The organism is Pseudomonas shiyinii (genome assembly GCF_056725765.1).
On sequence record NZ_CM161522.1, the window covers coordinates 4837057 to 4849964 of the forward strand.

10 protein-coding genes and 1 pseudogene are annotated in these 12908 nt (G+C 60.3%); 2 read left to right on the top strand and 9 right to left on the bottom strand.

Features of this window, described 5'->3' with window-relative positions:
• The first annotated feature begins 50 nt into the window (after positions 1-50).
• Positions 51-1388, top strand: coding sequence for an MFS transporter (locus ACXHGZ_RS21905; protein WP_480461543.1), 1338 nt, complete (start codon positions 51-53; stop codon positions 1386-1388).
• A gap of 6 nt (positions 1389-1394) precedes the next feature.
• Positions 1395-1626: pseudogene (locus ACXHGZ_RS21910) on the top strand (pyridine nucleotide-disulfide oxidoreductase); the annotation flags it as partial.
• A 16-nt stretch (positions 1627-1642) separates the two neighbouring features.
• Here ACXHGZ_RS21910 and arsJ read toward each other — a convergent pair.
• The 9 genes from arsJ to atpA all read right to left on the bottom strand — a co-directional run bounded on the left by arsJ (position 1643) and on the right by atpA (position 12892).
• Entirely contained in the window at positions 1643-2881 is a 1239-nt protein-coding gene (gene arsJ, locus ACXHGZ_RS21915) for an organoarsenical effux MFS transporter ArsJ (protein ID WP_480461545.1), read from the bottom strand.
• A gap of 9 nt (positions 2882-2890) precedes the next feature.
• Positions 2891-3895 (bottom strand): ArsJ-associated glyceraldehyde-3-phosphate dehydrogenase, encoded by a 1005-nt coding sequence (locus ACXHGZ_RS21920; RefSeq protein ID WP_480461547.1) that lies wholly within the window; start codon positions 3893-3895, stop codon positions 2891-2893.
• 332 nt (positions 3896-4227) lie between these two features.
• Positions 4228-6063 (bottom strand): glutamine--fructose-6-phosphate transaminase (isomerizing), encoded by a 1836-nt coding sequence (glmS, locus tag ACXHGZ_RS21925; protein WP_480461549.1) that lies wholly within the window; start codon positions 6061-6063, stop codon positions 4228-4230.
• Between the two features lie 2 nt (positions 6064-6065).
• On the bottom strand, positions 6066-6842 hold the full coding sequence (locus ACXHGZ_RS21930) for a DeoR/GlpR family DNA-binding transcription regulator (RefSeq protein WP_084855266.1): 777 nt from the start codon (positions 6840-6842) through the stop codon (positions 6066-6068).
• Between the two features lie 241 nt (positions 6843-7083).
• Positions 7084-8451, bottom strand: coding sequence for a bifunctional UDP-N-acetylglucosamine diphosphorylase/glucosamine-1-phosphate N-acetyltransferase GlmU (gene glmU / locus ACXHGZ_RS21935; RefSeq protein ID WP_480461550.1), 1368 nt, complete (start codon positions 8449-8451; stop codon positions 7084-7086).
• A 113-nt stretch (positions 8452-8564) separates the two neighbouring features.
• Entirely contained in the window at positions 8565-8990 is a 426-nt protein-coding gene (locus ACXHGZ_RS21940) for a F0F1 ATP synthase subunit epsilon (RefSeq protein ID WP_084855264.1), read from the bottom strand.
• A 44-nt stretch (positions 8991-9034) separates the two neighbouring features.
• Positions 9035-10411, bottom strand: coding sequence for a F0F1 ATP synthase subunit beta (gene atpD, locus ACXHGZ_RS21945; protein WP_023383132.1), 1377 nt, complete (start codon positions 10409-10411; stop codon positions 9035-9037).
• Positions 10412-10438: 27 nt separating this feature from the next.
• A complete protein-coding gene (atpG, locus tag ACXHGZ_RS21950) occupies positions 10439-11299 on the bottom strand; it encodes a F0F1 ATP synthase subunit gamma (protein ID WP_023383133.1) in 861 nt (286 codons plus the stop codon).
• 48 nt (positions 11300-11347) lie between these two features.
• The gene (gene atpA / locus ACXHGZ_RS21955) at positions 11348-12892 is read right to left on the bottom strand and encodes a F0F1 ATP synthase subunit alpha (RefSeq protein ID WP_084855262.1); all 1545 of its coding nucleotides are present in this window, start codon (positions 12890-12892) and stop codon (positions 11348-11350) included.
• Between the last annotated feature and the right edge of the window lie 16 nt (positions 12893-12908).

The window sequence follows — 12908 nt, forward strand, 5'->3', positions numbered from 1 at the left end:
CTATACCCACTGCAAGGCTCCTTCCAACAATTACAAACAGGAGAACTGCCATGACTACCCTGGCACCACGAGCAACCGAGCTTGGGACGGACCTGCATGAACTGCTGCTCTACCGGCGTATCGCCTGGCGCATACTGCCGCTGACGATCATCTGTTTCCTCTTCTCCTACTTCGACCGCATCAACATCAGCTTCGCCAAGGCCCAGATGCAGGCAGAACTGGGCCTGAGCGATGCTGCCTATGGCTTCGCTGCCAGCGTGTTCTTCTTCGGTTATGTGTTGTTCGAAGTGCCCAGCAGCTACGGCTTGAAAAAGTACGGAGCTCCCAGCTGGATCTGCCGGATCATGGTGTCATGGGGCATCGCCACGGCCTGCCTGGTATTCGCCTACGACGAATACACCTTGTACTTCCTGCGTTTTCTGATCGGCGTGATGGAAGCCGGATTCGGGCCCGCCTTGCTGTTCTACCTGGCCTGCTGGTTTCCCAAGAAACACCTGGCGAGCATCAATGGCATCTGGTTTCTCTCGATTCCACTGTCGGGCCTGCTGGGCGCACCACTGTCCGGGCTGGTCCTTCACTACCTCGACGGTTTCCTCGGCCTGGCGGGCTGGCACTGGTTATTCGTCCTCTCGGGGCTGCCTTGCGCACTGCTGGGCATCGTGGTGTTGTTCAAGCTGGATGCCGACATCCGTTCCGCGTCATGGTTGAAGGATGAAGAAAAAACCGTGCTGTTGCGTAATCTGGAGAACGACAAAAGCATCGAGCCGCCACGGCAGGCGCCATTGCTCAAGGTCTTGTGCACGCGGGAAGTCCTGGTACTGGCGAGCGTGTACTTCATGATCAAACTGACGGCCTACGGGCTGAATTTCTGGATGCCGCACCTGATCAGCTCAGCCGGCGTAAGCAACCCACTGACAGTGGGCCTGCTGACAGCCCTCCCCTATCTGTTCGCGGCTATCGGCATGGTCATAGTCACACGCCACTCGGATGCCAGCGGGGAACGCAAGCGCTATCTTTGGGGCTGCATGCTGGTAGGGGGTGTCGGCTACTTGGCGGCATGTGGCTTCAATGGCCAGACCTATGCACTGACAGCTTTTCTGGTGCTGGCCACATCAGGCATTTTCATCGCCATTCCGATTTTCTGGACCATCCCGCAGAAGGCCTTCGATGGCCTGGCGATTGCAGTCAGCATTGCCGCCATCAACAGCATCGGTCAGGTGAGCGGTATCGTGGCACCGACGTTGGTGGGGTATATCAATGACGTGACTGGTAATACCTATATGGGGATGCTCGTCCTAGCGCCATTTTGCTTCCTGTGCGCAGGCGTGGTCATGTGGGGGCTGCCTAATGACAAAATACCGATCCGGACGGATGCGTTAGAGCATTAAAACTGAGTGGATGCGGTGATCTGGTGCACCGGGTTCAAACCCACCTTGGGACACCTCGCGAGCCTTGGGGGGTGTTACTGAGCAAGGACGTGTAGAAGTCGAAGGGACCCGATCTGTGAGTGAGCCCAGGCTGTGGCGGTGGACAGGTTCTGCATCAGCAACCTTGATCGGAGTGCCCCGCACAGCGCGCATTACTGCAGCTGAAATCGAGCAGTTTGTGGTGAAAGCGGGGGCCTGATGGCCCCCGCATTTCCTCACTGATCAGGTTGCTGCTGTGCCATTTCACTGTGCCTGGGCAGCGCGATCGAGATGAGTGCGGCGGCCAATACGAAGATGCTGGAAATCCACAAGCAAGCCTCCAACCCATAGGCCTGAAACACCCAACCTGACAGCAGCGTGCCGACCAAGCGACCCAGGGCGTTGGACATGTAGTAGAAGCCCACATCCAGGGAGACGCCGTCTTCCTTGGCATAGCTGACGATGAGGTAGCTGTGCAGCGATGAGTTCACAGCGAACAGCACGCCGAACAGCATCACCCCAGCGAGCAAGACGACCTGCGCCGACCAGCCTGCCGACAGGCCCACGGCAATGAGCGCAGGCAGTCCGGCCAGGGCGATTGCCCAGATGAAGGCTACTCGGCCATCGGGTATATGACCCTGCTTCTTGCCGGTGATATGGGGAGCAAACGACTGGACGATGCCGTAGCCGATTACCCAGGCGGCCAAAAAGCCGCCGACCAGCCAGAAATCCCAGCCAAACGCAGAGCTCAGGTAAACCGGCAGTGCCACGACGAACCAAACATCCCGCGCCCCGAACAAAAACAGCCGTGCAGCCGAGAGGATGTTAATGGCCCGGCTCTTGGATAGCATGTCGCGGAACTTCGGCTTGGCCTTGGCCTTGCCCAAGTCCTTTTTCAGCAGGATCAGACTGCCGATCCAGATCAGGGCCAGCACCGCCGCCATGGCCAGTACCGCCTGGGTAAAACCGAGCAGCGCAAGCAGTGCTCCCCCGAGGAAGAAGCCCACGCCTTTGAGCGCGTTTTTCGAGCCCGTCAGGATGGCTACCCATTTGTAGAGGGTGCCTTGCTGGCTGTCCGGCACCAGGAGCTTGATGGAGCTTTTGGCGCTCATCTTGTTCAGGTCCTTGGCGATACCGGACAGCGCCTGGGCGGCCATTACCCACGGCACCGTCAGCGAGGCTGCTGGTGCCGTGAGCATCAGTAGGGCGACGACCTGCATGCCAAGGCCGATGTTCATGGTGCGATTGAGCCCCAGGCGGGCGCCGAGGTAGCCGCCCACCAGGTTGGTGATCACACCGAAAATCTCATAGAACAGGAACAGCGCCGCGATCTGCAGCGGCGTGTAGCCCAAGGTATGGAAGTGCAATACCACCAACATGCGCAATGCACCGTCGGTGAGGGTGAAGGCCCAATAGTTGCCGGTAACGAGCAGGTACTGACGCACTTCCGAAGACAGGGCTGACAACGCCTTCATGATCGCTGCTTACTCCGCCATACCGACCAGTCGAGCCAACTCCGCTGCACGGTTGGCATAGCCCCATTCGTTGTCGTACCAGGCGTAGATCTTCACCTGGGAGCCGTTCACCACCAGCGTCGACAGCGCATCAATGATGGAGGACCGTGGGTCGGTGCGATAGTCGATGGACACCAGTGGACGTTCCTCATAGCCCAGGATGTTCTTCAACGGGCCTTCGGATGCGGCTTTGAGCAGGGCGTTGACCTCTTCGATAGTGGTCGCGCGCTCCACTTCGAACACGCAGTCGGTCAGCGAGGCGTTGGCCAACGGTACGCGCACGGCATGACCGTTCAGTTTGCCGCGTAGCTCGGGGAAGATCTCGGCGATCGCGGTGGCTGAACCTGTGGTGGTAGGGATCAGGCTCATGCCTGAGGCCCGGGCGCGACGCAGATCCTTATGTGGCGTATCCAGAATGCTCTGGGTATTGGTCAGGTCATGGATAGTGGTGATCGAGCCGTGGCGGATGCCCAGATTCTCGTGAATGACCTTGACCACTGGCGCCAGGCAGTTGGTGGTGCAGGACGCAGCGGTAACGATCCGGTGCTGCGCCGGCTCGAACAGGTGCTGGTTGACCCCCATCACCACATTCAATGCGCCCTTTTCCTTCACCGGCGCACACACCACCACGCGTTTAACGCCTTGGTCCAGGTAGGCCTGGAGCACGGCCACCGATTTCATCTTGCCGCTGGCCTCGATGACTAGGTCACAACCCGACCAGTCGGTGTCAGCGATCACCTTGTTCGCGGTGATCTTGATGCGCTTGCCGTCGATCACCACCGAGTCGCCTTGCGCACGTGCTTCACGGTGCCAGCGCCCATGGACCGAGTCGAAGTTGATCAGGTGGGCGTGGGTCTCGGCATCTCCAGCCGGATCATTGATCTGCACGAACTCGAATTCTGGCCACTCCCAAGACGCGCGAAGCGCTAAGCGACCGATACGCCCAAATCCGTTGAAACCTACTTTGATAGCCATGTTCTTGTTCTCGAGATGCGATTAGCGAGCGTTCAGATGGATCGTTGATTAACGCGCCTCGACAGCTCTTGGCCATTTCAATACCGCTACCGGCCCGAGTGCCAAGGTCGTTCTGGGCAGATCCGATCTAGCCTAAGCGCTCTGCGCCAGGGTGGGCCTCTTCAGCTGGGATCAGACAAAAGAGCTAAGCGACTCATCTGGTTGAATTTGCAGAAGCACAGGATACGCAAATAGGGGACAGGGAGCCCCTGAGGGCTCCCGTGGCTGCTGTGACAGTTTGTTCAGTGACAGACGTTATTGTCTCAATCCAGCCCCATGAATATGAAACCGCCTTACTCCACCGTCACCGATTTCGCCAGGTTACGCGGCTGGTCGACGTCAGTACCCTTGAGCACCGCCACGTAGTACGACAGCAGCTGCAACGGGATGGTGTAGAGGATCGGCGCCAGCGCATCGATGATGTGCGGCACCTTGATCACATGGGTGCCTTCGCCGTTGGTCATGCCGGCCTGTTCGTCGGCGAACACCACCAGCTCGCCACCACGGGCACGCACTTCCTGCAGGTTGGACTTGAGCTTCTCCAGCAGTTCGTTGTTCGGCGCCACGGTGACCACCGGCATATCGCTGTCCACCAGGGCCAGCGGGCCGTGCTTGAGCTCGCCGGCCGGATAGGATTCGGCGTGGATGTAGGAGATCTCCTTGAGCTTGAGCGCACCTTCCATGGCCACCGGGTACTGGGCGCCACGGCCGAGGAACAGGGTGTGGTGCTTGTCGGCGAACAGCTCGGCGGTCTTCTCGACGATGCCGTCCATCGCCAGGGCTTCGCCCAGGCGGGTAGGCAGGCGGCGCAACTCTTCCACCAGCTCGGCCTCGACCCCGGCTTGCAGGGTACCGCGCACCTGGCCCAGGGCCAGGGTCAACAACATCAGCGAAACCAGCTGGGTGGTGAAGGCCTTGGTCGAGGCCACGCCGATTTCCGGGCCCGCCAGGGTCAGCAGGGTCAGGTCGGATTCGCGCACCAGCGAACTGATACCCACGTTGCAGATGGCAAGGCTGCCCAGGAAGCCCAGCTCCTTGGCGTTGCGCAGCGCCGCCAGGGTGTCGGCGGTTTCGCCGGACTGGGAGATGGAGACGAACAGGGTGTCCGGCTGCACCACCACCTTGCGGTAGCGGAATTCGCTGGCCACTTCCACCTGGCAAGGAATGCCGGCCAATTCTTCCAGCCAGTAACGGGCGACCATGCCGGCGTGATAGCTGGTGCCGCAGGCGACGATCTGCACGTTACGCACCTTGGCGAACAGCTCGGCAGCCTGTGGGCCGAAGGCCTGGACCATGACATGGTCCTTGCCCAGACGGCCTTCCAGGGTGCGCTGGACCACGTTCGGCTGCTCGTGGATCTCCTTGAGCATGAAGTGGCGATAGGCGCCCTTGTCGGCTGCTTCGGCGCCTTCGTGGTACTGCACGGTCTCGCGCTGAACCTTGTGCCCGGCCTGGTCCCAGATGCTCACCTGGTCACGACGGATCTCGGCGATATCGCCTTCCTCGAGGTACATGAAGCGGTCGGTGACCTGGCGCAGGGCCAATTGGTCGGAGGCCAGGAAGTTCTCGCCCAGGCCCAGGCCGATCACCAGCGGGCTGCCGCTGCGCGCGGCGACCAGGCGGTCCGGCTGCTGCTTGCTGATCAGCGCCAGACCGTAGGCGCCATGCAGGCGCTTGACGGCGACCTTGAGGGCGTCGGTGAGGTCGGGAACGGTCTTGAGGGTGTGGTGGATCAGGTGGACGATGACTTCGGTGTCGGTTTGCGAAGCGAAGACATAACCCAGGTCCTTGAGCTCTTCACGCAGGGCTTCGTGGTTCTCGATGATGCCGTTGTGTACCACCGCCACATCATCGCTGGAGAAGTGCGGGTGGGCGTTGGTTTCGCTTGGCGCACCGTGAGTGGCCCAACGGGTGTGGGCGATGCCCAACTGGCCGGCCAATGGCTCAGCTGCCACGGCGGCCTCCAGTTCGCTGACCTTGCCAATGCGGCGACGGCGTTCGAGCTCACCGGCCTGGGTGAAGACCGCCAGGCCAGCGCTGTCATACCCACGGTATTCCAGGCGCTTGAGGCCTTCGATGAGGATGGCGGTGATATTACGTTCGGCTACGGCCCCGACGATTCCACACATGATTATTGCTCCTGGCTGATCGCGGCGCAGATCAGGTTGATGCCGCGGGCTTGAATCTGTTCGCGTGCCTCCATCGGCAGGCGATCGTCTGTAATAAGGGTGTTGATGCTGCCCCAGGGCAGCTCGAGGTTGGGAATCTTGCGCCCTACCTTGTCCGACTCGACCATGACGATCACTTCCCGGGCCACCTCTGCCATCACCCGGCTCAGGCCGAGCAACTCGTTGAAGGTGGTGGTACCACGGGCCAGGTCGATGCCGTCGGCACCGATGAACAGTTGGTCGAAGTCGTAAGAGCGTAGTACCTGCTCGGCGACCTGGCCCTGGAAGGATTCGGAATGGGGGTCCCAGGTGCCGCCGGTCATCAGCAGCACCGGTTCGTGCTCGAGTTCGCTGATGGCGCGGGCCACATTCAGGGAGTTGGTCATCACCACCAGGCCGGGCTGGCGGCCCAGTTGGGGAATCATGGCAGCCGTGGTGCTGCCGCTGTCGATGATGATGCGCGCGTGTTCGCGGATGCGCCCTACCGCTGCCTTGGCGATCGCTTGCTTGTGGCTCGACACCGGCTGCACCGTTTCCACCAACATCTCCTGGGGGACGGGGATGGCGCCGCCATAGCGGCGTAGCAGCAGGCCGTTGGCTTCGAGCGCGGCCAGGTCCTTGCGGATGGTCACCTCTGAGGTTTCGAAACGCTTGGCCAAGGCGTCCACGCTCACCTCGCCCTGCTCGTTGAGCAAAGCCAGGATGTTGTGTCGCCGCTGGGGGGTGTTTCGTTTCGACATTTCGGGCTTAAGTTTCGATTCGAAAGATAATGGTTGCAATCAAAACCTAAGACCGACATTTCGTCAAGCGGTGGATAAATCTTTATGGGCAGGCCGTACCTGATGGGAAATGACCCAGCCCTTCGTACTGTGCTGTCCCTCGTGGTCTTGGCGGTAAACCCGCTCCCACAAGCTGTATGCGGGACAAAAAAAGCCGGCTTATTCACATAAGCCGGCCTGTGCATAACCGATTGTGGATAAATCAGTCCTTTTTGATTTTCTCCGGTCGCTTCCAGCCGTCGATGTTGCGCTGCCGTGCCCGGCCGACCGCCAACTGACCGGCTTCAACGGCCTGTGTGATGGTCGAACCGGCAGCTGTGGTAGCGCCGGCCTGGATTTCCACAGGCGCGACCAGCGAATTGTTCGAACCGATGAACACGTCCTCGCCCATCACGGTCTTGAACTTGTTGGCGCCATCGTAGTTGCAGGTAATGGTGCCCGCGCCGATGTTGGTGCGCGCACCGATCTCGGCGTCGCCCAGGTAGGTGAGGTGGCCGGCCTTGGCGCCTTCGCCCAGGTGGGCGTTTTTCAGCTCGACGAAGTTACCCACATGGGCCTTGGCTTCCAATACACTGCCGGGGCGCAAACGGGCGAATGGGCCGGCATCGCTACCCTCGCCCATCACAGCGCCTTCAAGGTGGCTGTTGGCCTTGATGATCGCACCCTTGCGCAGGGTGCTGTTCTTGATGACGCAGTTCGGGCCGATCTGGACGTCGTCCTCGATCACCACCTTGCCTTCGAGGATCACGTTGATATCGATCAGCACATCGCGCCCAACGGTCACTTCACCCCGCACATCGAAGCGCGACGGGTCACGCAGGGTCACGCCCTGGGCCATCAGGCGGCGGCCTTCGCGCAGTTGATAGTGCCGTTCCAGCTCGGACAGCTGGCGACGGTCGTTGGCGCCCTGCACTTCCATCGGGTCGTGGGGTTGCTCGGTGGCGACCACCAGGCCATCGGCCACGGCCATGGCGATCACGTCGGTGAGGTAGTACTCGCCCTGGGCGTTGTTGTTGGACAGGCGCCCCATCCAGTCGGCCAGGCGCGCCGCCGGCATGGCGAGGATGCCAGTGTTGCCTTCCTTGATCGCCCTTTGCGCCTCGCTGGCATCCTTGTGCTCGACGATCGCCGCGACCTGGCCTTGTTCATCGCGAACGATACGGCCGTAACCCGTCGGGTCCTCGAGGTTGACGGTCAACAAGCCCAATTGGCTGTCGCTGACCTTGGCCAGCAAGCGCTGCAGGGTTTCTACCTCGATCAGCGGTACATCACCGTAGAGCACCAGCACGGTGTCTGCGGTAATCGCTGGCAGCGCCTGGGCCACGGCATGGCCGGTACCCAATTGTTTGTCCTGCATGACGAAGTTCAGGTCGTCTGCAGCCAGGCGCTCGCGTACCTGTTCCGCCCCATGGCCGATGACCACGTGAATACCCTTGGGCTGCAGCTGGCGAGCGCTGTGGATAACATGGCCCAGCATGGAGTTGCCGGCGACCGGGTGCAGTACCTTGGGCAACGCCGAGCGCATGCGGGTGCCTTGGCCGGCGGCGAGAATAACGATATCGAGAGACATTGACTGGCTACCAATCCTGGGCGGTCAGTGGCATGACCGTGTAATGGAGATTAAAAAAGAAAAAGGGTAGCCGATGGCTACCCTTTTTCTCAATCTGCATGAAGCCTGCGGTATCAGCCGCCGAACTTCTTGCGGATCTGCTGGACGGTACGCAGCTGGGCTGCGGCCTCGGCCAGACGTGCGGATGCGGCACTGTAGTCGAAATCCGCGCCTTTCTCATGCAGGGCCTTCTCAGCAGCCTTGACGGCTTCCTGAGCGGAGGCTTCGTCCAGGTCGGCTGCACGCTGCACGGTGTCGGCGAGTACCTTGACCATGTTCGGCTGCACTTCCAGGAAACCACCGGAGATGTAGAACACCTCGCGATCGCCACCCTGCTTGGTCAGCGTGATCGGACCTGGCTTCAGATTGGTGATCAGCGGCGCGTGGCCTGGAGCGATACCCAGATCGCCCAGGTTGCCGTGCGCAACCACCATCTCGACCAGACCGGAGAAGATTTCTCCTTCCGCGCTGACGATATCGCAATGGACTGTCATAGCCATCTGCTTGCCTCAACCTGATTAGCGCCCCTTGCGGGGCGCCGGGATTACAGTTTCTTGGCTTTCTCGATCGCTTCGTCGATGCTGCCGACCATGTAGAACGCTTGTTCTGGCAGGTGGTCGTAGTCACCTTTGAGGATGCCGCTGAAGCCAGCGATGGTGTCTTTCAGGGAAACGTACTTGCCTGGCGAACCGGTGAAGACTTCGGCCACGAAGAACGGCTGCGACAGGAAGCGCTGGATCTTACGAGCACGGGCTACCAGTTGCTTGTCGGCTTCGGACAGTTCGTCCATACCCAGGATCGCGATGATGTCCTTCAGCTCTTTGTAGCGCTGCAGAACATACTGGACCTGACGGGCAGTTTCGTAGTGCTCGTTGCCGATCACGTTCGGGTCCAGCTGGCGCGAAGTCGAGTCCAGTGGGTCGACCGCTGGGTAGATACCCAGGGAGGCGATGTCACGGGACAGAACGACGGTGGCGTCCAGGTGGGCGAAGGTGGTGGCAGGCGATGGGTCGGTCAAGTCGTCCGCAGGAACGTAAACGGCCTGGATCGAGGTGATCGAACCTTCTTTGGTCGAAGTAATACGCTCTTGCAGAACGCCCATCTCTTCGGCCAGGGTCGGCTGGTAACCTACTGCCGAAGGCATACGGCCCAGCAGTGCGGATACTTCGGTACCGGCCAGGGTGTAACGATAGATGTTGTCGACGAACAGCAGAACGTCGTTACCTTCGTCACGGAACTTCTCGGCCATGGTCAGGCCGGTCAGCGCTACGCGCAGACGGTTTCCTGGTGGCTCGTTCATCTGACCGTAGACCAGCGCTACCTTGTCGAGAACGTTGGAGTCCTTCATCTCGTGGTAGAAGTCGTTACCCTCACGAGTACGCTCACCCACACCGGCGAACACGGAGTAACCGCTGTGCTCGATGGCGATGTTACGGATCAGTTCCATCATGTTCACGGTCTTGCCGACGCCGGCGCCACCGAACAGACCAACCTTACCACCCTTGGCGAACGGGCAGACCAGGTCGATTACCTTGATGCCGGTTTCCAGCAGGTCGTTGCCGCCTGCCTGGTCAGCGAACGAAGGGGCTTTCTGGTGGATGCCACGACGCTCTTCTTCGCCGATCGGGCCAGCTTCGTCGATCGGGTTGCCCAGAACGTCCATGATACGGCCCAGAGTGGCCTTACCAACCGGAACAGAAATGGCAGCGCCGGTGTCGACGACATCCAGACCGCGCTTCAGGCCTTCGGTGGAGCCCATCGCAATGGTACGAACCACGCCGTCGCCCAGCTGCTGCTGAACTTCCAGGGTGGTTTCCGCGCCTTGTACTTTCAGCGCGTTGTAAACACTCGGCACGACGTCACGTGGGAATTCCACGTCGATGACGGCGCCGATGATTTGAACGATACGTCCGCTACTCATAGCTGGATCCTCTGAATATTTGAACCGTTAAACCGCGGCAGCGCCGCCGACGATTTCCGAGATCTCCTGGGTGATCGCAGCCTGACGCGCCTTGTTGTAGATCAGCTGGAGTTCGCTGATCAGGTCACCGGCGTTGTCTGTGGCGTTCTTCATGGCGATCATCCGGGCCGCTTGTTCAGCAGCATTGTTCTCGACCACCGCTTGGTACACCTGCGACTCCACGTAACGCACCATCAAGCCGTCCAGCAGCTCTTTTGCGTCGGGTTCGTACAGGTAGTCCCAGTGATGCTTGAGATCCTGATCCGGGGTTGCCACCAACGGTACCAATTGCTCGACCGTCGGCTTTTGGGTCATGGTGTTGATGAACTTGTTCGAAACCACCGAGAGGCGATCGATACGGCCGTCCAGGTAGGCGTCCAGCATCACCTTGACGGAGCCGATCAGATCATTGATCGATGGCTCTTCGCCCAGGTGGCTGATCGCGGCTACGACGTTGCCGCCAAAGATGCGGAAGAAAGTCGCACCCTTGCTGCCGATCACGCACAGGTCGATTTCCACGCCCTGTTCGCGGTTTTCGTTCATGTCCTTGACCAGGGCCTTGAACAGGTTGGTGTTCAAGCCACCGCACAGACCACGGTCACTGCTCACCACGATATAACCGGCACGCTTTACAGGGCGCTCGATCATGAACGGGTGGCGGTATTCCGGGTTGGCGTTGGCCAGATGACCGATCACCTGGCGGATACGCTCCGCGTAAGGACGGCTAGCAGCCATGCGCAGTTGAGCCTTGCGCATCTTGCTGACCGCCACTTTCTCCATGGCGCTGGTAATTTTTTGCGTGCTTTTGATGCTCGCAATCTTACTGCGAATCTCTTTTGCGCCTGCCATGTATCACCTATCAGGTTAGCAAGCGGGGGCCACGGCCCCCGCTGCGGCTTACCAGGTCTGGGTGGCCTTGAACTTCTCGATACCGGCTTTGATGCCAGCGTCGATTTCGTCGTTGAAGTCACCCTTCACGTTGATCTTCGCCATCAGTTCGGCGTGATCACGGTGGAAGTAGGCGATCAGTGCTTGCTCGAAGCTACCGACCTTGGAGACTTCTACGTCGGTCAGGAAGCCACGCTCAGCGGCGTACAGCGACAGCGCCATGTCCGCGATGGACATCGGAGCGTACTGCTTCTGCTTCATCAGCTCGGTAACGCGCTGACCATGCTCCAGCTGCTTGCGGGTAGCCTCGTCCAGGTCAGAAGCGAACTGGGCGAATGCCGCCAGTTCACGGTACTGAGCCAGAGCGGTACGGATACCACCGGACAGCTTCTTGATGATCTTGGTCTGAGCGGCACCACCTACGCGGGATACCGAAACACCGGCGTTCACTGCAGGGCGGATGCCCGAGTTGAACATGGCCGATTCCAGGAAGATCTGACCGTCGGTGATCGAGATCACGTTGGTCGGAACGAACGCGGAAACGTCGCCAGCCTGGGTTTCGATGATCGGCAGAGCGGTCAGGGAACCGGTCTTGCCAGTTACGGCACCGTTGGTGAACTTCTCGACGTACTCTTCGGAAACGCGCGATGCACGCTCCAGGAGACGGGAGTGGAGATAGAACACGTCGCCTGGATACGCTTCACGTCCTGGCGGACGGCGCAGCAGCAGGGAGATCTGACGGTAGGCAACGGCCTGCTTGGACAGGTCATCGTAAACGATCAGTGCGTCTTCACCGCGGTCACGGAAGTATTCGCCCATGGTGCAGCCGGCGTACGGAGCCAGGAACTGCAGTGCAGCGGATTCCGAGGCGCTGGCGGCAACAACGATGGTGTTGGCCAGGGCGCCGGCTTCTTCCAGCTTGCGAACGACGTTGGCGATGGTCGACTGCTTCTGGCCGACGGCCACGTAGACGCAGAAGATGCCGCTGTCTTTCTGGTTGATGATCGCGTCGACCGCCATGGCGGTCTTACCGATCTGACGGTCACCGATGATCAGCTCGCGCTGGCCACGACCAACCGGGATCATGGCGTCGACCGACTTGTAGCCGGTCTGTACAGGCTGGTCTACCGACTTACGCCAGATAACGCCCGGAGCGACCTTTTCGACCGCGTCGGTTTCGGTGGTGGTCAGAGGACCTTTACCATCGATCGGGTTGCCCAGCGCGTCAACGACGCGGCCCAGCAGGCCCTTGCCGACCGGCACTTCGAGGATGCGACCGGTGCACTTGGCGCTCATGCCCTCGGCGAGGGAGGTGTACGCACCCAGTACCACCGCACCTACGGAGTCTTGCTCCAGGTTCAGTGCCATACCGTATACGCCGCCCGGGAACTCGATCATTTCGCCGTACATGACGTCGGCCAGACCGTGGATCCGCACGATACCGTCGGAAACGCTTACGACGGTACCTTCGTTACGGGCTTGGGAGCCGACATCGAGCTTCTCGATGCGACCCTTGATGATTTCACTAATTTCGGAAGGATTGAGTTGCTGCATTGCTCTGCTGCCCCTT

Excerpts from the sequence above, each read along its gene's own strand:
- ACXHGZ_RS21905 (WP_480461543.1), top strand. The coding sequence starts at position 51 with ATGACTACCCTGGCACCACGAGCAACCGAGCTTGGGACGGACCTGCAT.
- atpA (WP_084855262.1), bottom strand. The coding sequence starts at position 12,892 with ATGCAGCAACTCAATCCTTCCGAAATTAGTGAAATCATCAAGGGTCGC.
- ACXHGZ_RS21940 (WP_084855264.1), bottom strand. The coding sequence starts at position 8,990 with ATGGCTATGACAGTCCATTGCGATATCGTCAGCGCGGAAGGAGAAATC.
- glmS (WP_480461549.1), bottom strand. The coding sequence starts at position 6,063 with ATGTGTGGAATCGTCGGGGCCGTAGCCGAACGTAATATCACCGCCATC.
- ACXHGZ_RS21920 (WP_480461547.1), bottom strand. The coding sequence starts at position 3,895 with ATGGCTATCAAAGTAGGTTTCAACGGATTTGGGCGTATCGGTCGCTTA.
- atpD (WP_023383132.1), bottom strand. The coding sequence starts at position 10,411 with ATGAGTAGCGGACGTATCGTTCAAATCATCGGCGCCGTCATCGACGTG.
- atpG (WP_023383133.1), bottom strand. The coding sequence starts at position 11,299 with ATGGCAGGCGCAAAAGAGATTCGCAGTAAGATTGCGAGCATCAAAAGC.
- arsJ (WP_480461545.1), bottom strand. The coding sequence starts at position 2,881 with ATGAAGGCGTTGTCAGCCCTGTCTTCGGAAGTGCGTCAGTACCTGCTC.
- ACXHGZ_RS21930 (WP_084855266.1), bottom strand. The coding sequence starts at position 6,842 with ATGTCGAAACGAAACACCCCCCAGCGGCGACACAACATCCTGGCTTTG.
- glmU (WP_480461550.1), bottom strand. The coding sequence starts at position 8,451 with ATGTCTCTCGATATCGTTATTCTCGCCGCCGGCCAAGGCACCCGCATG.